Genomic DNA, 18605 nt, shown 5'->3' on the forward strand with positions numbered 1-18605 from the left:
GACGTGACATGAAACTTGACTAATGTATATTTAGCATGTAAAAAAGACCTGAACTCATTCTTTTTGGAATGGTTTAGGTCTTTTGAACAGTCGCCTCCGCTTTTCTTCTACATTTTAAAAGAACTTTTCAGGGACACGATTAAATTAAAGACAGCTTTCTCGTCTGTTGTATGCTTTGGATCCACATTAAAGTAACCATGTCTAAAGAATTGGAACTTATCTTGTGGTTTTACATCTTTCATATTGGGTTCAACGAAGCCATTTAACACTTCTAAAGAATTTGGATTAACATGGTCAAGGAATGTTTTTTCTTCTTCCCCGTCTTGAGCTTCTTCATCTAAAATGAGAGGTTCATACAAACGGAATTCGGCCGGTATTGCCTGAGTAGCCTCTACCCAATGAAGGGTTCCTTTTACTTTGCGTCCTGTAAAGCCTGTACCGCTTTTTGTCTCTGGATCGTATGTGCAATGAACTTCAATCACGTTTCCGTCTTCGTCCTTAATGACATCTTCACATTTAATGAAATAGGCATGTTTGAGTCGAACTTCATTTCCAGGGAACAAACGGAAATATTTCTTTGGCGGGTTTTCCATGAAATCTTCTTGTTCAATATAAATTTCTCTTGAGAATGGAATTTGTCTTGTTCCCATTTCAGGATTTTCAGGATTGATTTCCGCCTCTAACATTTCAATTTGACCTTCAGGATAGTTCGTAATAACGACTTTTAGCGGACGCAGGATTCCCATTGTACGTGGAGCTTTTAACTTTAAATCTTCTCTGACGAAATGATCAAGCATTCGGGAATCAACCGTACTGTAAACTTTTGATACCCCTAGCTCACGGCAAAATGCGCGAATGGCTTCCGGTGTATAACCTCTTCTTCTTAATCCTGAAATGGTTGGCATGCGAGGATCATCCCAGCCATCAACATAGCCTTCATCCACTAACTGTTTTAACTTCCGTTTGCTCATGACCGTATTTGTTAAGTTTAGGCGGTTAAACTCAATTTGCTGCGGTTGGCTTTCCATTTCACATTCTTCTACAACCCAGTTATATAAAGGACGTTGATCTTCGAATTCAAGCGTACAAATAGAATGCGTCACACCCTCAATGGCATCTTCGATTGGATGGGCAAAGCTGTACATTGGATAAATGCACCATTGGTCTCCTGTATTATGGTGAGTGGTATGGGAAATACGGTAAAGAACAGGGTCACGCATATTAATATTTGGTGAGCCCATATCGATTTTTGCTCTTAATACTTTTTCCCCGTTTCCAAATTCACCTTTACGCATACGTTCGAACAAATCAAGGTTTTCCTCTACTGAACGGTCGCGATAGGGACTTTCTTTCCCTGGCTCCGTTAGTGTACCGCGGTATTCGCGGATTTCATCCGGTGTAAGGTCATCCACATAGGCTTTTCCTTTTTTGATGAGCAACACTGCCCGTTTATACATTTCTTCGAAATAATCAGAAGCAAAAAATAATCCGTCCCAATCATAGCCAAGCCATTTTACATCTTCTTTTATTGCTTCAACAAATTCGGTATCTTCCTTTAATGGGTTGGTGTCATCGAAGCGCAAATTTGTTTTTCCGTTAAATTCATCTGCCAGGTCAAAGTTTATGATAATGGATTTGGCATGTCCAATATGTAAATAACCATTTGGTTCTGGTGGAAAACGGGTAATGACGTGGTCACGCTTACCGGTTTCTAAATCTTCTTTTATGATATCTCTAATAAAATTCGATGTGTTATGTTCCACAATTTTCAACCTTTCTCATGTAATAAAGTTTTTCTTTTTCATATTTTATCTTAAATAGGCGAGAAGATCCCATCCTTAAGAAATATAAAGGGGATAGCCCGACGAGTAGGGTAGGGATGAATCGCCTTTTGATGTGTACGAACATACATTCGTGTGGTGCAATATTCCTGTACGGATTGTACATTGAAAACTGAACATATGGGGTTGGTACGAGAAATGCTTCGTACCGCAAAATGTTCAAGCGACATTCGCCAATGCGAACCGAAGTAGCGAAAACCAAGCAGAGTAGGTTCGCATGTCGTGGCCAACGTACAGTACAGGATAAAATATGTAGAACCGTAGGAACTACGGGGATAGCCTGCTAAGAGAACTGAACGATAGTTCGGTGTTCACAGGAATCTCCCACTTCAACGAGAGCTAGCAAGTAAGTGGCAGTAGTTCAAATATAACATATATATCATTACTTTTCCATTAAGCATTATACATGATAGCCATTACTGTAACACAGGAAATACACGCATTTTAATTATTTTTGTAATAGAATCCCCTAAAAAAAAGAGACGCTCTTCTTCAAGAGAAGAGCGTCTCTTTTTTATCTATTTCGTTGATTTTGCTCTACTGGCGGTAGGACTTTCTCCTACGGGGAGTTTTCCTTTATCTCATTCCAAGTGCTCTTTTGGTAGCAGGGCCTACGACTCCATCTACTTTTAAATTGTGGGCTTTTTGAAATTGACGGACCGCGAAATCAGTGTTTGATCCGAAAAATCCGTCGATTCCTTTTGTATTATACCCTTGGGATGTAAGCAGTCGCTGAAGCTCTTTAACGGCATTACCGCGGCTGCCTTTCATTAAAACTTCGCTGCTTACGCCTGTAACAGGCACGGCTTTGGAAGGGGTAGTCTTCATTCCATTTGCCGCCGCAATAGAGTCAAAAGACTTTCCGGAAGTTGTGATAATGACAGGAGTGCCGATCTTTACCCGATTAAACAGCCATTCTACTTCATTATCGTACATGCGGATACAGCCGTTGCTAATGTATTTGCCGATTGAACTTGGGTTATTGTTGCCGTGAATGGCGTAAGTCGTTCCCCATGTTCCCCGGGGGTTCAGGCCAAGCCAGCGATTGCCAAGGGGATTGCGCGGGTCACCGCCTGGAATTTTTCCCTTATAATAGGGTCTGTTAACAATTTTATTGACAATCTTAAACTTGCCTTCCGGCGTATACGACGCTTTCCTTCCAGTTGCAACTTTAAATACACTTTTTAACTGACTGTTTTCATAGTAAGCGAGCTGGTTGTTTGATTTGTTGATAATGATGAACTGACTTCCTGCGGCGTGGCTAGCGGTCACGCCCATACTAAAAAATGCAAAAAAGGCCAAAACAAAAAGGATACACAGTTTTTTCATCGGCTTCTTCTCTCCCCCTTAGTGCTATGATTATTGCCAATCGATTTATCATATGTTACAGGGGGTTGTTTTGAGTTGCAGTTTTTTTAATAATGTTACGTTTTTGTAATAATGAGTAAAAGTGATTATAGATTTTACCTCTGGAATAGTGCTTTAACTATAGGAATTCGCTTTTAAATTCTTATTTTAATAGGTTTAAAAGTTTGGAGTAGGGGGAAAGATTAAATACGCAGCAATGTTTCTTTTCTTATCACATCATTTGCTTCAGCTTTGACTCCCAATCTCTCCCCCTGGTTGGGAGTTTTTATTCCAATAAGTATCAGATTAAGAATTTAGTATAAGTGGGAGAGGTTCATTTTAAAATGACGATAGTTTGTCAGAGTTTAGCCATATTTATGTTCGAATGAGCCGATTTTTCGGTACGATGACTGGTTTTCATGAGTCAATCATTAATTATGAAAGCGTTTGAAATATTGGCATGGTTTTTGCATGTAAATAAAGTGAACATGAAAAAATGAGGGGGATGTTTTATATGTGTGCAAACAAAACGATGAAAGCGGCAGTGGTGAATGAATTTAAACAACAGTTGGAAATCAAAGAAGTTCCAGTACCTGAACTAAAGTATGGAGAAATTCTCGTAAGAATTAAAGCTTGTGGCGTTTGTCATACAGATCTTCATGCTGCTCATGGAGACTGGCCGGTAAAGCCTAAGCTTCCTCTTATTCCGGGCCATGAAGGGGTTGGAATTGTTGAAGAAGTAGCTGAAGGCGTTACGTCCATTAAAGTAGGAGATCGTGTCGGGATTCCATGGTTATATTCTGCTTGCGGCGAATGTGAATATTGCTTAACAGGCCGTGAAACGTTATGTCCAGATCAATTAAATGCAGGCTATTCAGTGGATGGGGGATATGCAGAATATTGTAAAGCTCCTGCCAACTATGTGGTGAAAATTCCGGAAGGTCTTGACTTGCATGAAGTATCTCCGATTTTCTGTGCAGGCGTGACGACATATAAAGCATTAAAAGTAGCAGAAGCAAAACCGGGAGACTGGGTAGCAATTTACGGTATCGGCGGTTTGGGGCATGTAGCGCTTCAATATGCAAAAGCAATGGGATTCAATGTCATTGCTGTTGACATCCAAGATGACAAGCTCGAATTGGCGAGAGGATTAGGTGCTGACATAACTATTAATGGATTAAGAGTAGATCCTGTTGAGGAAATTAAAGAGAAAGTGGGCGGAGTTCAAGCCGCTGTGAGTGTGGCTGTTACGAAAAAAGCATTTGAACAAGCTTATGGCTCTGTAAAGAGAGGCGGTACATTAGTCGTTGTAGGTCTTCCAAATGATGAATTGCCGATTCCTATCTTTGATACGGTGTTAAATGGCGTAACCGTAAAAGGCTCCATTGTTGGAACAAGAAAAGATTTGCAGGAAGCTATTGAATTTGCAGCTCAAGGAAAAGTACGTACAAATATTGAAATCCAGCCTCTTGACAGCATCAACAACATATTCGATCGCATGGAAAGTGGAAAAATTAACGGTCGTGTTGTCTTAACACTCGGATAATAGTCTTTGTTCTTCCATAAAAGAAACGATGATTATTAACGGTGTTTTCATAACGTTTCATTTTCAGGGGGACGGCTCAGAAGCGTGTTTTTATGCTTTTGAGCCGCCTTCTTTTTTTTCGTTCAAGAGGTAACGAAGCTTTCTCATGGTGATTTGTAATCTTTTTGCCGTTTCTTTTCGATTTCCAAGTGTATCTTTTAACGTTCGTAAAATAAAGGCTTTACCTACTTGTGACTCTAGTTCTTTGACCTGCGCGAGAACTTTCTCCAAATCGATTTCATTTTCTTGTTCAAAGAGTACAAGAATGTCATTTACCCATCTTTGTAAGTAAATCTCAAAGTGACTTTCCTGTTTTTTCGCAGCAGTTTGCTTTGTCGGTTCTATAGTCGCAGACATTACTGCAGCGTGATTGAATAACGGTAAATGATCGGCTGTAATGGTGGCATCATTAGAATCGGATAGTGTAATCACTCTTGTCACAAAGTTGGATAATTCGCGGACGTTACCTGGCCAATCATAATTTTGCAACACTTCCATAGCATCATCAGAAAAAGTTACACCTATGTTTGCATGCCGCTGTAGAAAATGATAAATCAGTAAAGGAATATCCTCTTTTCGGTTACGAAGTGGAGGGATTTTCAAGTGAACCACATTTAAGCGATAAAACAAATCCTCCCGGAACTTCTTTTGTTGAACAGCTTCGTGGAGGTTTTCATTTGATGCAGCAACTAAACGGGTATTTGTACGTAAAATGCTCTCACTTCCGACGCGCATAAACTCACGCGTTTCAAGTACACGGAGCAATTTCACTTGAATGGCATGGGAAGCTTCAGCAATTTCATCAAGAAACAAAGTCCCCTTACTGGCGATTTCAAATAATCCTTTTCGCTGTTGCGTTGCACCTGTGAAGGCCCCTTTTTCATGGCCGAACAATTCACTTTCTAACAAAGATTCGGAGATAGCCCCGCAATTCACTCCAATAAATGACTCATGACTGCGCTGGCTTGCCTGATGGATAAAGCGTGATAGCACTTCTTTTCCTGTCCCGGTTTCACCCTCAATTAAGACATTTACATTTTTTCTTGCTACTTTGTATGCAGTTTGAATTAATTGATTCATTCCTTCGTTTTGTCCTACAATGAATCCAACCTCGCTTGCCAAGTCGTTGATATGCTGTTGGGTGGAAGTAATGGTTGAAATTAATAGTTGGTCAATTTGCGTTTCCAGTAAATCAATATCATCAAACGGCTTTTCTATGTAATCACTTGCTCCAAGCTTCATCGCGTCAATAGCGGTTTTAATCGTACTGTATCCTGTCATGATGACAGCTTTGCATCCTGGCTGCTGTCTTTTTAAGTGCTGCAATAAGGATAATCCATCCGTGTCAGGCAGTTTTAAATCAATCATGGCAGCGTGGAAATGATTCCGGGTAAAATCAATGGAAGAAAACTCTTTACCGCTGTTGGCCACCTTGACGTAGTATCCTTTGGATGTGAAAAGGTGAGACAGGAAATTTCCAACTTCTTTTTCATCGTCTACAATCAATAGATTTGTCATGATGTCACCTCCGCATTTTTGGATGACTGAAGAGGCAGCTTTAAAGTGAAAGTACTGCCTGTATGGAGCTTGCTGAACACCTTGATTGTTCCCCCATGGGCTTTTGCGATGCCGATACTTACCGATAAACCCAGACCCGTCCCTTTTTCAGTTTCCTTTGTCGTATGGAAAGGGTGAAAGATTTCTGATAATCTGTTTTCTTCGATTCCAATGCCATTATCTTGAACTGATAAGTGAATCTCATTTAATTGAAGAGAAGTCTTTATGATGATTTCTTTGTTTTTTTGATTTGACAGCTCAAGAGCATCTCTTGCATTTAAAAGCAAATTGATAATGATTTGTTCAATCTGCGGCTGACTTCCTTCGATAAAGGGTAAATCTTCTTGAAGCAGTTGCTTTATGACAATCTCGTTCTTTTCTAATTGATACTTTAATAAGTTAAGTACTTGTCTTACTGCCTCGTTTAAAGAACAAGATTCAAACATATATTCATCCTGTCGGGAAAAAGTAAGTAAACTTTTAATAATTCGTTTGCAGCGGTCTCCACAATTTTTAATATCATTTAGAAGTGTGTAAGACGGGTCATCATTTGTTGAATTTCTTAATAAAAGTTGAGAGTTTCCTAAAATAGCGGTTAAAGGGCTGTTTAATTCATGTGCAATGCCCGCAGCCATTTCCCCTATGGCTGCCAGTTTTCCGGAATGAAGCAGTTGTACTTCCATTTTCCGCTTTTCTGTTACATCCTTGATATAGGCAATGACCCCGTACACTTGCTGTTCGCTATTTTCTATAGGATATGTATACATTTCACATGTAGAGCTGTTTTGGAAATACATCTCCTTATATCCTGGTTTTTGGGAATAAAACGTTTCTTGAACAAGAGTTTTGCAGGATTTCTCCAGGATGGGAAAGCCGGAGGATTGTTCGTTCAAGTCAAAAAAAGCTTTGACAGAATCATTAAACTGAAGCACATTTAAATCTTTATCAAAAACAATGATCATGTCATCAACGGCTTTAAAGGTATCCTCCCATTGCTGCTTTCCGCGCAAAACTTCATTGTATAACTGTGCATTTTCAATGCTGACTGCCAGGTGGTCCGTAAGCTGTTCCAGGAAAGCAAGATCATCGAGGCTCCACTCAGATGCATCATGACGCCCGAGGCTTAGAATTCCGATTCCTTTATTTTTAATATAAATGGGCAATATCAAAATGCTTTGCAGATCAAGGCCTATCAAATATTCCTTTTCATAAAAGCTGGCATAAGAGTCATTTAACTGTTGGAAAATGATTTGCCTGTTTTTTAATGCTGACCAATAGAGAGAGTGTTCATTTGGAATAACGGATCCAATTTCAATGTGATGCCTGTCTTCTGGATAAACATTCGTTAAAGTAAGGTTCTGATTGCGTAACAATAAGAGACTGAGACGATCACAGTGAACAAGCACTCTCAATTTATCAACAACATTTTTCAAAATGTCTTCTAAGGACATATCAATTTTAATGCTTTTCATCACATCATTGATGATTTCTAGCTGCATGTTTTTCCTTTTCAATTGCTCGACCGTTTTCTTTAATTCGGTATAATAATTTTTCTTTGAAGACTTTACACCGGTTAACAGCGCTATCATCTCGTGTTTATCCTCTAACATGATGGTTCACCGCCTTATAACGCATTTTTTAATAGACTTTTTACATGTTCAAGAGTCACGTCACGAGGATTGGTAATCATACATGCATCTTCGAGTGCCGTTTGACTTGTCCAATCAATCATTTCTTCCGTAATTCCTACATCACTTAACCGCTGTGGTGTTCCAATATCAAGGGATAGTTCCTTTACAAATTGAATCGCTGCATTCCCGGCTTCGCGCTGTGTCAATCCTCTCGTATCAATTCCCATAAACTCAGCCATTTCTGTAAAACGTCGAGGTGCAGCGATAAAATTAAAGTCCATTACATATGGAAGCAAAATGGCGTTGATTTCCCCATGGGCCATTGGAAATCTTCCGCCGATTGCATGTGAAATCGCATGGGCAGCACCTAAAATAGCATTTGAAAAAGCAAGGCCAGCCTGTAAACTTGCCATGGCCATCGCTTCTTTCGCTTCTTCGTTTGTTTTGGAAGCGACTGACGGACGTAAATAGGTAGACACGAGGGAAAGTGCATTTTTTGCCTGGACATCTGTAAGCGGTGTAGCGGCAATACTGACATACGATTCCACCGCATGTGTGAGAACATCCATGCCTGTTGCGGCGGTTAAGGCGCTTTCTTTTGTCACCAGTGTATAAGGGTCAATAATGGCAATATCAGGAACCAATGTCTTAGAAATGATAGTCATTTTTTTTTGGCGATTAGAATCAACAATAACAGAGAATTGGGAGACTTCAGAGCCGGAACCGGCGGTCGTCATAATCATAATCATAGGAGGAAGAGGTTTTTCGATTTTATCCACACCCTCATAATCACTGATCTTTCCGCCGTTAGCAGCAAGGACGGCAATGGCTTTTGCCACATCTAATGCACTGCCGCCTCCCACGCCGATAATGGCATCGCATTCGTTTTCGATAAAAGTACGGCACCCATTCGCAACTTCCGCGTCTTTTGGATTTGTTGTCACATCAATGAACGTTGCGAAAGGCAGATGGGACTCTTTGCAAATAGAAATGACTTTTTCCAGCCAACCTGCAGCTGCAACTCCATAATCGCTTACGATCAATACTTTTTTTGCACCAAGCCGGAGACAAGCATCGCCAGCCTGTTTAATGGCATTCTTGCCAAAAATAATTTCAGGAGTAACAAATTTATTGATATGCATACTTACCACCTATAAAAGTTATTGTTATTTTAATTTCCCGCGAAATATGTAAATTCCTGTTTTATGATGATGGATTTTATAAAAATAGTTAATGAATGCAGTAGGAGGCAGTGAATGCATCTCATTTTCTCACATTAAATGAAAGAATATAGATGGGAAATTCTTGATCGTGAAGGGTAAAAAATAGAGGGAGATGGCAGTGAAAACAATATTTTCACTGCCATCTCCCTCTATCGATACTAGGCCTGATTTTCCGGAGGTTCTGATAAGAAGGCGTTCTTTCTGATTTATAGAAATCAAATCGAATGACTTTTGATTAGAAAAAATATAGGCGGATTAATCCTGTGCAAGAATTAATTTCCTTGTTGCAGCCTATTGATAGAAATCATTCCATTTAATTTCACCAGATTTTGTTTCACGATCGACAGACACGCGGAAATGATGCTTCTCATAAAAGTGAATGAGGCGATCGAGGTGATCCCAGTCTCTCTCGGCAATGTCGCCTGTAATGAATGGGATGTTTTGTTCTTTGGCAATATCCTTTAGGTAGTTCATACAGATGGAACCGTATCCTTTGTTGGCAGGACCTTTAATATCTCCAATGTGGATGGCGTTGTCGTCGAAATAGACGGCATGAATGGAGAAATCCCAAACGCCCTTGTATGCACTCTCGCATTCATTCAACATAACTTTACATGAGTTTCCATCATCTACTGCATATACGATGACCCACTTATCCTCCTTGGATTGGTCAATCCCAATTACCTGCCCCTTTTTGGCAATTTCTTTTAAATTATCCTGCATGCGAAAGAGCTGGAATTCAAGGTCTTCAAGATCTTTCTTTAATTCGATTGGATCTTTTTTCTCTTCTTCTTCCATTCTCAATCTGCTAAATAACATTTTCTTAAACTCCTCTCTTATGTTTTGGTTTTGGATTCCATAATCAAAGGATAAGGAATAGAAATGACAGATCCTTAACCGATTATGATGCATGGAAAAGGTTGTGCGGCCTTTGATGAAGATAGAAAGCCTTCAAATAACACACAGTTTTCCATTCTACTAGAAAAAGAATAATGAAGCAAATCCGGAGAAAAGCGACAATAACCAATTTATTGGAAATTAATAGTTATTTAGACTTAAATATTGCGTGGGGGGAAAATAGGTCTTTATATATGAAAGTTGTTTACCGAAAAATAAATAAAGGATTATTATATGAATCCACAAGAACCTTTTTACTCCTCCAAAGGGGGTTCTGTAAAAAAGCAGAGAGCCTATTTGGGTTTACCTGGATATTTTAAAGCGGGGGGAGAGAACGGATGATTTATTTATCTCGAAAAGTTTATTTCTCCGCCGCTCATTTGTATCGGAAGGCCGATTGGAGCGAAGAAGAGAATAAACGAGTTTTCGGATTATGCAGTAACCCGAATGGGCATGGACATGACTATGTACTGGAGGTCATGGCAAGAGGACATATAAATGAGCAGTCAGGGATTGTCGTTAACACGACAGAAATCGATAGGGTGGTAAAAGGGTTGATCCAGGAAGAGTTCAACGGGAAGTTCCTAAATCATGAACATCCTTACTTTCAAGAACGGGTACCGACAACGGAAAACTTGGTAGCTGAATTGGACGAGACGGTCAATCAAATTGTTATAGAGAAATTTGATCATAAACACCTCAATCTCGATACGGAGGAATTCAAGAACATGAATCCCACTTCTGACAATATGGTTAAAGTCATATGGGAGATGTTTTCTCCTTACTTGTCCGGATTATATAAAATCGGTCTTTGGGAAACAGAGAAAAATTACTTTGAATACTATGGCCCTAATCAAGCTATATAGTTAAGGTGGAATGGTGCTTTGTCGCTTCAGAAAAAATTATCCTACATAATCGCCTTGGTTGTTACAACCATCCTTGTGTTAAATAATGCCCTGTACTATTTCTTCACGGAAAGCTTGCTGAGAAAAGATCAGGAGGAACAAATGGAATTACTGGGGAAAGTCACTGCGATAGCGATTGAGCACTCCCAGTACAGTACTGAGTATGCAGAAGACCTGGTTGGTGAAAATTTACGAACAGCAGCTGTTGCGGCTCAATATGCTCTCGACCCGGATATTGCGAAAGTCACAGACGAACAATTGAAAGAGGTAGCTGAAAAGATAGAGGTATCTTACATTACGCTATTGCAGACTGTAGGCAATGATATTAAGGGAGTTAAATCGTCCGACCCGAAAGAGAGGGACATGAGTACAAAGGATTGGGGATATTGGTTTGTCGCTTTTAAGCAATTGTTTCAAGAAAAACATGTAACAATTCCCCAAGGACAAAAACTTCCTCATTATTGGTCAGGACCGATGAATACTTCCTATACAAATCCCAATTATATAGATAAATGGGGATATTACCATGACGGAACAACCAATTATATTATCAATCCTTATGTGAGAGATAACCAAATCATGCACTTCCAGCATAAGGTGGGTCCGGAAGCAATCGTAAAAAAGGCTCTAGAGAAACAGAACGTTATTCTCGAAATTACAGGATTCAATCCTAAAACGTTTGGGAGGCCGCCTATCTATACCGAAACCAATGGTCAAAAGTATATTGATTTTGAGAAACAAGAAATTCAATTCGGTAACTACTCCTACCAAGATAAAAAGAAAGATATAGCGGCTGTAAACAAAGCAATGAAAACGGGGAAATCAGTCAGCTTTGAAACAAAAGTAAAGAGTAAAAAAATATTAAAAAGCTTCATTCCTATCAATGACGCCAAGCCTTATGTGATTGGAGTGGTGTCCGATTATGAAACCATCAAAGGGGTATTGAAGAAACAGCTTGTTAACAATATCATTATCTCAATTATTGTTCTTCTTTTAGTTATGTGCATAAGCTATTTTTTAGCCGTTTATATCGTTAGACCGCTCCATCACATATTGAATAAAGTGAGTGACATAGCAAAAGGGAATTTTGGGGCCCAAGTGGATATTGATCGAAAGGATGAACTTGGTTTATTATCTCAGCAAGTGAACACCATGTCTCGTAACTTAAAATGCTATACACAAGAGTTGAAGAAGAAAAATGCTGAAATTGAATATCAAGCAAATCATGACTTTTTAACGGGATTGCCTAACCTTCGTTCCTTTACCCGCCGGTTTAACCGAGAACTAGCCTTTTCAGAGTGTAAGAGGAAGCCAATTGCGGTTATGTTTCTTGACTTAGATCGTTTTAAATTAATTAATGATATGTTTGGACACTCGGTCGGGGATTACTTACTCAAGGCTGTGGCGCAGCGAATTTTGGAAAATGCAACAGAGCATGATGTTGTGTCCCGGGTAGGGGGAGATGAGTTTGTACTGTTGTTTTCCGATTGCAGCCATGAAGCTGCTATTCAAAAAGCCCAAAGAATCCTTGAGGAATTATCGGCACCTTTCATTTTTGAGGGGAACGAACTATTTGTCACTCCGAGCATTGGAGTCAGTTTTTATCCTACGGATGGGGAGGATGCAGAAACCCTCGTCAAAAATGCGGATATAGCCATGTATCGTGCCAAAGAGCAAGGACGTAACAATTTTCAATTATTTACAGTTGAGATGAATCAGTCAATCTTGAAAAGAGTCCAGATGGAGAAAGGATTAAGGAAGGCATTAGAATACAATGAATTGATGCTGTGCTATCAACCGCAGATTGATTTGCAAACGGGTAAGTTGGTGGGGAGTGAGGCATTGGTACGTTGGAAGCATCCGGAGGCAGGAATGATTTCCCCGGCTGAATTCATCCCAATTGCTGAAGAGACAGGTTTAATTGTTCAAATGGGACAATGGATTTTACGTAAAGCATGCGAACATAATGTGTTGTGGCAGCAAGCTGGATATCCTCCAATTCGAGTCTCGGTTAACTTATCGGCACGTCAATTCCAGCAAAAGAATTTGATAGAGAATGTGACTCAAATTATTGAACAAACCGGACTTGATCCTAAATACTTGGAGTTGGAAATAACGGAGAGCATTGCGATGCATAATGAGGAGTATGTCATTACAAAGCTTAATGCACTTAAAGATATTGGCATTAACATTGCCATGGATGATTTCGGTACAGGTTATTCTTCATTAAGCTATCTTAAAAAATTCCCGATTGATACATTGAAAATTGATCGGTCCTTTATTAGCGATATTAAAGGAATGGATTCAGAAAGTGCAGAAATCTGTTCTACCATCATTGCGATGGCACGCAATATGAAACTAAAGGTCATAGCGGAGGGAGTAGAAACGACAGAACAGCTTAATTTTTTAATCAGGCGTCGTTGTAACGAAGCGCAAGGATATTTGTTTAGCAAGCCTCTCACTGCGGATGAATTTCACGAATTGTATGAATCCATTCAAGAAACCGCTGCAGCAAGGATAAAGGATTAATTTTGCGAGAAGGACTTGTCCCATAAGTTAAGAATAGATAGAAACGTTTTTACTGAAAGGAACCGGTAGAAAAGTCCTTGGTTTTATGGGATTTCACGTGCCGGAGCCTTTCAGGGGGATCGGAAGGAATAAATTTGTATAAGAATTTTATAGAAAAAAAACGATAACATATGACTAGACGAAGATAAGGGAATCTTGTACAATGTTTTCAGAATATTATTTTTATTCTAAATAGTTTATTTCTTTGTCGAATATGGAATACATGGGAGGGAGTTAGATAGGGGGAAACGGATTAGAGGAGTGGGAGAGCGGACAAATTTAACAAAACAGGGGGATTACTTATGAAAAAAAGAAAATTGGCAGGCGTTTTTATGTCGCTTATGTTGTCTGCCGGCGTAATGGCGGGTTGCGGCGGAGCGAAGAGTACTGAAACAAGTTCATCCGGAGGCGGTGGTGGTGATACCATCAAGATTGGTGCTAACCTTGAGCTGTCCGGCGGTGTGGCTTCATACGGCCAATCGATTGCTGAAGGATTGGAGCTTGCTCTTGATGAAATCAATAAAGAAGGTATCAACGGTAAGAAACTGGAGCTTGTAAAAGTAGATAATAAATCGGAAGCAGCAGAGGCGACAAGCGGTGCCATCAAACTGGTGAGCCAAGATCAAGTGGCAGCCATCGTAGGGGCAGCGACAAGTACAAACACGTTAGCACAAGTGCAAGTGGCTCAAGATAACAAAGTGCCATTAATTACACCAACAGGCACAAACCCTGATATTACAAACAAAGACGGCAAGGTAAACGATTTTGTCTTCCGTACATGCTTTATCGATCCGTTTCAGGGTACAGTAGCGGCAAACTTTGCGACAAGTGACTTGAAAGTAAAAAATGCGGCCGTCCTTATTGACAGTTCCAGCGATTATGCAAAAGGCCTTGCCGCTGCGTTTAAAGACTCTTTTGAGAAAAATGGAGGGAAAATTGTATCAGAAGAAGCATATGTTGCGAAAGATACAGATTTTCGTGCGACTTTAACACGTATTAAATCTTCTAATCCTGAATTTGTCTTCTTGCCTGGATACTATGAAGAAGCAGGCCTTATTTTGAAACAGGCACGTGAACTTGGCCTAAACGTTCCGTTCATGGGCGGGGACGGCTGGGATTCTCCGAAACTTGTTGAAATCGGAGGAGCAGAAGCATTAAACAATACTTATATTACAAATCATTATTCATCTGGAGATAAAGATCCAAAGGTTCAGGAATTCGTGAAAGCATTTAAAGCGAAATACAGCGACAAATCCCCTGATGCATTTAACGCCCTTGGTTACGATACGGCGTACTTCCTTGCGGATGCAATCAAGCGTGCAGGAGATACAAGCCCGGAAAAAATCAAAAAAGCACTTGCTGAAACAAAAGATCTTGCTTTAGTATCAGGTAACTTGACTCTGGATGAGAAGCATGATCCTGTAAAATCTGCCGCTATCCTCGAGTATAAAGATGGCCAGCAGCAGTTTAAAACAAAAGTGAATCCATAAGAGAATAGTGAAATCATTCGAATAGGGGGCATGTCCCCCTATTCGAAGTTTATAGGACTTTTTATTGCGTTATTGCAAAAAAGTACTTCCAAAGGGAGGGGCGAAAATGGAACTAATACAGCAATTAGTCAATGGAATATCTCTCGGCAGTATATATGCGTTGATCGCGCTCGGTTATACGATGGTGTACGGTATTGTTAAGCTAATCAACTTCGCTCACGGTGACGTATTTATGGTAGGAGCATTTGTAGGGTTTTATTCCATTAAATTTTTAGAATTGAGCTTTTTCCCAGCGCTGATTTTGGCGATGGCAGTATGTGCCCTGTTCGGGGTGCTGATTGAGCGCATTGCTTACAAACCGCTAAGAAATGCCACAAGAATTGCGGCTCTTATTACTGCAATTGGGGTCTCGCTGTTCATTGAATATGGAACCATTTATGTACGAGGTGCGCAGCCCGAGGCTTACCCGGGTGATGTACTCCCCTCCAAAAGTGTTGAAATATTCGGTGTGACCATCAGCAGTCAGTCGTTATTCATTCTTGGCATTTCCATTGCATTAATGATTTTGCTTCAGTTTATTGTCCACAAAACCAAAATTGGAAAAGCGATGCGTGCTGTATCATATGATGCAGAAGCAGCGCGGTTAATGGGCATTAACGTAGATAATACCATCTCTGCGACATTTGCGATTGGTTCAGCCTTAGCAGGTGCTGCAGGGGTCATTTTCGGTACTTATTATGTAAAAATTGACCCGCTTATGGGGATTATCCCGGGATTGAAAGCTTTCGTCGCAGCCGTATTAGGCGGAATCGGCATTATCCCTGGAGCGATGGTAGGGGGACTTGTTCTAGGTGTCATTGAATCTCTTGTAAGTGCTCTGGGCTATTCTCTATGGCGTGACGGGGTAGCGTTTATTGTTCTCATTCTTATTTTGATTTTCCGACCGTCTGGCCTGTTCGGAAAGAACATAAGGGAAAAAGTGTAAGGAGGGCTAGGGGCGATGACAACAATCAAACGGAAAAAAGGATTTTGGCTCTCTATTGTAGCATCACTTGCTGTTTTTGTAGTAATCCAATTTTTAATCACAGGAGGCATTCTGAATTCCTTTTATGTGAACACGTTGTTTTTTATGGCCATTAATATTATTCTTGCTGTAAGCCTGCATCTTATTATCGGCATTACAGGACAATTTTCGATTGGACATGCCGGCTTTCTTGCGGTTGGTGCTTATGCCTCTGCCATTATTACCATGAAAATGCAGATGCCATTCTCGGTTGCATTGCTGGTCGGCGGCCTTACGGCAGCTATTGCAGGGCTTATTATCGGTATTCCAAGTCTTCGGCTAAAAGGCGACTATTTAGCTATTGCGACGCTCGGATTTGGAGAGATTGTGAGAATCATGTTGCTGAATGTTGAGTATGTTGGCGGAGCCAGCGGTATGCAGGTATCCCACCTGACGACATGGCCATGGGTATTTACTTTCCTGCTGATCACTCTCATCGTGATTGTGAACTTTACCAACTCGACTCATGGGCGTGCCTGCATTTCGATCAGGGAAGATGAAATTGCCGCGGATGCGATGGGAATCAATACAACTTATTACAAAGTGATAGCTTTTGCGATTGGTGCTTTTTTTGCTGGGGTTGCAGGCGGTTTGTATGCCCATAACTTCTATATTATTCAGCCGACAAATTTTGGCTTTCTAAAATCCTTTGATATTTTGATTTTCGTAGTGCTAGGTGGATTGGGAAGCATGTCCGGTTCTGTCATTGCCGCCATTTTGCTGACAATCGTTTCTACGTTCCTTCAGGAATATCCTGAGACTCGTATGATTATATACAGCCTTGTACTCGTAGTGATGATGCTGTATCGTCCGCAGGGATTGATGGGCACGAAAGAGTTAACATCATTCTTCAAGAGACAAAGAGCAGTTGAGGGGGGAGCGGAAAATGACAAACATACCGTTGCTTAAAGTAGATAACGTCAGCATTCAATTCGGGGGCTTGAAGGCTGTATCGGGTGTGAATGTGGAACTGAATAAAGGAGAATTAGTGGGATTGATTGGACCGAACGGGGCTGGAAAGACGACATTCTTTAACTTGCTGACAGGTGTATATGTCCCGACAGAAGGAAGCATCGCATTAAACGGAGAAAAAATGAATAGGCTTGCTCCGTATCAAATCACAAGAAAAGGAATTAGCCGTACCTTTCAAAATATTAGGTTGTTCGGTGAACTTTCCGTGCTTGATAATGTAAAAGTCGCGTATCATTCTCTCGCCAGGCACTCTATCTTAAGCTCCATTTTCCGCTTGCCGAAGCACTTCTCCGGGGAGAAAGAAATGGAGGATAAGGCGATTGAATTCTTGAAGATTTTCAAGCTTGATTCCTTTATCCATGAAAAGGCAAAAAACTTGCCATACGGTCAGCAGCGTCGGTTAGAAATTGCACGGGCATTGGCGGCGCATCCGAAGCTGCTGCTTCTTGATGAGCCGGCGGCAGGTATGAATCCTCAAGAAACGCATGAGTTGATGAATTTAATTGCCTTTATTCGAGAAAAGTTTGATTTGACCGTTTTACTGATCGAGCATGATATGCCGCTCGTGATGGGAGTATGCGAACGAATTTACGTACTCGATCACGGACAGCTGATCGCACAGGGAACGCCTGCAGAAATCAGAAACAATCCAAAAGTAATTGAAGCGTATCTGGGCGAGGAGGTTTCATAATGCTAAAGGTAGATGGAATCAATGTATACTATGGAAATATTCAGGCATTAAAAGAGGTTTCCCTTGAAATTAACCAGGGAGAAATCGTGACCTTAATTGGTGTGAACGGTGCTGGCAAGAGTACATTGCTTAAGGCTATTTCGGGATTATTGAAACCGAAACAAGGAGATATTTCATATGAAGATAAGTCCATTGCCGGCAAAGCGGCGCAGTGGATTGTAAAACAGGGGATTTCTCATGTACCGGAGGGCCGCCGTGTGTTTGCCAATATGAGCGTAGAAGAAAACCTCGAATTGGGTGCTTTTTTGCGAAAAGACAAAGATGGAATTCGTCAGGACTTCGAGAAAGTCTATCAACTGTTTCCGCGCCTTCTTGAGCGCCGTAAGCAGCAGGCAGGAACACTGTCGGGAGGGGAACAGCAAATGCTGGCGATAGGTCGGGCATTGATGGCACGCCCTCGTCTTCTTTTATTAGACGAGCCGTCCATGGGACTCGCTCCTCTCCTTGTTAAAACGATTTTTCGGATTATCGAAGAAATCAATGCCACAGGCACCACGATTTTATTAGTGGAACAAAACGCCAATATGGCACTTTCTGTGGCCAATCGGGCTTATGTTATCGAAACAGGCCGCGTCGTGCTATCCGGTACAGCAGAAGAATTGAATGCAAGTGATCAGGTGAAGATGGCCTATCTTGGCGGCCATTAATATAAATCCACGTAAATAAACGGGCATGAATCCTTATTCATGCCCGTTTATTTACGCATATGGTAATTAAAAAACGAATGCTTTTTTAATTATAAATCAGTTGGATTTGAAATAATATTGGGAATTGG

At 40.6% G+C, this 18605-nt stretch carries 14 protein-coding genes; 8 read left to right on the forward strand and 6 right to left on the reverse strand.

Annotation, left to right across the window (positions count from 1 at the left end):
- Positions 1–107: 107 nt before the first annotated feature.
- Entirely contained in the window at positions 108–1763 is a 1656-nt protein-coding gene (locus tag ACFOU2_RS13645; RefSeq protein ID WP_377916013.1) for a glutamine--tRNA ligase/YqeY domain fusion protein, read from the reverse strand.
- Between the two features lie 654 nt (positions 1764–2417).
- Complete coding sequence (locus ACFOU2_RS13650; protein WP_377916015.1) at positions 2418–3170, reverse strand: L,D-transpeptidase family protein; 753 nt, start codon at positions 3168–3170, stop codon at positions 2418–2420.
- A gap of 550 nt (positions 3171–3720) precedes the next feature.
- Here ACFOU2_RS13650 and adhP point away from each other — a divergent pair.
- The gene (gene adhP, locus ACFOU2_RS13655) at positions 3721–4734 is read left to right on the forward strand and encodes an alcohol dehydrogenase AdhP (protein WP_377916400.1); all 1014 of its coding nucleotides are present in this window, start codon (positions 3721–3723) and stop codon (positions 4732–4734) included.
- A gap of 90 nt (positions 4735–4824) precedes the next feature.
- Here adhP and ACFOU2_RS13660 read toward each other — a convergent pair whose 3' ends face one another.
- The 4 genes from ACFOU2_RS13660 to ACFOU2_RS13675 all read right to left on the reverse strand — a co-directional run bounded on the left by ACFOU2_RS13660 (position 4825) and on the right by ACFOU2_RS13675 (position 10003).
- Positions 4825–6291, reverse strand: a complete 1467-nt coding sequence (locus ACFOU2_RS13660) for a sigma-54-dependent transcriptional regulator (RefSeq protein ID WP_377916017.1) — start codon at positions 6289–6291, stop codon at positions 4825–4827.
- Positions 6288–7940, reverse strand: a complete 1653-nt coding sequence (locus ACFOU2_RS13665) for a GAF domain-containing sensor histidine kinase (RefSeq protein ID WP_377916019.1) — start codon at positions 7938–7940, stop codon at positions 6288–6290. Before ACFOU2_RS13665 ends, ACFOU2_RS13660 begins: the two co-directional genes overlap by 4 nt.
- 14 nt (positions 7941–7954) lie before the next feature.
- Entirely contained in the window at positions 7955–9103 is a 1149-nt protein-coding gene (locus ACFOU2_RS13670; RefSeq protein ID WP_377916021.1) for an iron-containing alcohol dehydrogenase, read from the reverse strand.
- 372 nt (positions 9104–9475) lie between these two features.
- On the reverse strand, positions 9476–10003 hold the full coding sequence (locus ACFOU2_RS13675; RefSeq protein ID WP_377916023.1) for a hypothetical protein: 528 nt from the start codon (positions 10001–10003) through the stop codon (positions 9476–9478).
- 416 nt (positions 10004–10419) lie between these two features.
- Here ACFOU2_RS13675 and ACFOU2_RS13680 point away from each other — a divergent pair, with 416 nt between their 5' ends.
- From ACFOU2_RS13680 to ACFOU2_RS13710, 7 genes are all read left to right on the forward strand, one after another.
- On the forward strand, positions 10420–10947 hold the full coding sequence (locus tag ACFOU2_RS13680) for a 6-carboxytetrahydropterin synthase (RefSeq protein WP_377916025.1): 528 nt from the start codon (positions 10420–10422) through the stop codon (positions 10945–10947).
- A gap of 18 nt (positions 10948–10965) precedes the next feature.
- The gene (locus ACFOU2_RS13685; RefSeq protein ID WP_377916027.1) at positions 10966–13515 is read left to right on the forward strand and encodes a bifunctional diguanylate cyclase/phosphodiesterase; all 2550 of its coding nucleotides are present in this window, start codon (positions 10966–10968) and stop codon (positions 13513–13515) included.
- Between the two features lie 341 nt (positions 13516–13856).
- Entirely contained in the window at positions 13857–15044 is a 1188-nt protein-coding gene (locus ACFOU2_RS13690; protein WP_377916030.1) for an ABC transporter substrate-binding protein, read from the forward strand.
- 106 nt (positions 15045–15150) lie between these two features.
- Entirely contained in the window at positions 15151–16029 is an 879-nt protein-coding gene (locus ACFOU2_RS13695) for a branched-chain amino acid ABC transporter permease (RefSeq protein WP_377916032.1), read from the forward strand.
- A gap of 15 nt (positions 16030–16044) precedes the next feature.
- Positions 16045–17016 carry a branched-chain amino acid ABC transporter permease gene (locus ACFOU2_RS13700; protein WP_377916034.1) on the forward strand — a complete coding sequence of 324 codons (972 nt, stop codon included), beginning with the start codon at positions 16045–16047 and terminating at the stop codon, positions 17014–17016.
- Positions 16994–17770, forward strand: a complete 777-nt coding sequence (locus ACFOU2_RS13705) for an ABC transporter ATP-binding protein (protein WP_377916036.1) — start codon at positions 16994–16996, stop codon at positions 17768–17770. The genes ACFOU2_RS13700 and ACFOU2_RS13705 overlap by 23 nt, the downstream gene beginning before the upstream one ends.
- Positions 17770–18477 (forward strand): ABC transporter ATP-binding protein, encoded by a 708-nt coding sequence (locus tag ACFOU2_RS13710; RefSeq protein WP_377916038.1) that lies wholly within the window; start codon positions 17770–17772, stop codon positions 18475–18477. Before ACFOU2_RS13705 ends, ACFOU2_RS13710 begins: the two co-directional genes overlap by 1 nt.
- Positions 18478–18605 lie beyond the last annotated feature (128 nt).

It is taken from the genome of Bacillus songklensis (assembly GCF_042649685.1).
GTDB classification, from domain to species: Bacteria; Bacillota; Bacilli; order Bacillales; family Bacillaceae_H; genus Bacillus_BA; species Bacillus_BA songklensis.

What these genes read in the sequence shown, in the direction of transcription:
- ACFOU2_RS13650 (WP_377916015.1), bottom strand. Translation starts at nt 3,170, where the DNA reads ATGAAAAAACTGTGTATCCTTTTTGTTTTGGCCTTTTTTGCATTTTTT.
- adhP (WP_377916400.1), top strand. Translation starts at nt 3,721, where the DNA reads ATGAAAGCGGCAGTGGTGAATGAATTTAAACAACAGTTGGAAATCAAA.
- ACFOU2_RS13660 (WP_377916017.1), bottom strand. Translation starts at nt 6,291, where the DNA reads ATGACAAATCTATTGATTGTAGACGATGAAAAAGAAGTTGGAAATTTC.
- ACFOU2_RS13665 (WP_377916019.1), bottom strand. Translation starts at nt 7,940, where the DNA reads ATGTTAGAGGATAAACACGAGATGATAGCGCTGTTAACCGGTGTAAAG.
- ACFOU2_RS13670 (WP_377916021.1), bottom strand. Translation starts at nt 9,103, where the DNA reads ATGCATATCAATAAATTTGTTACTCCTGAAATTATTTTTGGCAAGAAT.
- ACFOU2_RS13675 (WP_377916023.1), bottom strand. Translation starts at nt 10,003, where the DNA reads ATGTTATTTAGCAGATTGAGAATGGAAGAAGAAGAGAAAAAAGATCCA.
- ACFOU2_RS13680 (WP_377916025.1), top strand. Translation starts at nt 10,420, where the DNA reads ATGATTTATTTATCTCGAAAAGTTTATTTCTCCGCCGCTCATTTGTAT.
- ACFOU2_RS13690 (WP_377916030.1), top strand. Translation starts at nt 13,857, where the DNA reads ATGAAAAAAAGAAAATTGGCAGGCGTTTTTATGTCGCTTATGTTGTCT.
- ACFOU2_RS13695 (WP_377916032.1), top strand. Translation starts at nt 15,151, where the DNA reads ATGGAACTAATACAGCAATTAGTCAATGGAATATCTCTCGGCAGTATA.
- ACFOU2_RS13700 (WP_377916034.1), top strand. Translation starts at nt 16,045, where the DNA reads ATGACAACAATCAAACGGAAAAAAGGATTTTGGCTCTCTATTGTAGCA.
- ACFOU2_RS13705 (WP_377916036.1), top strand. Translation starts at nt 16,994, where the DNA reads ATGACAAACATACCGTTGCTTAAAGTAGATAACGTCAGCATTCAATTC.
- ACFOU2_RS13710 (WP_377916038.1), top strand. Translation starts at nt 17,770, where the DNA reads ATGCTAAAGGTAGATGGAATCAATGTATACTATGGAAATATTCAGGCA.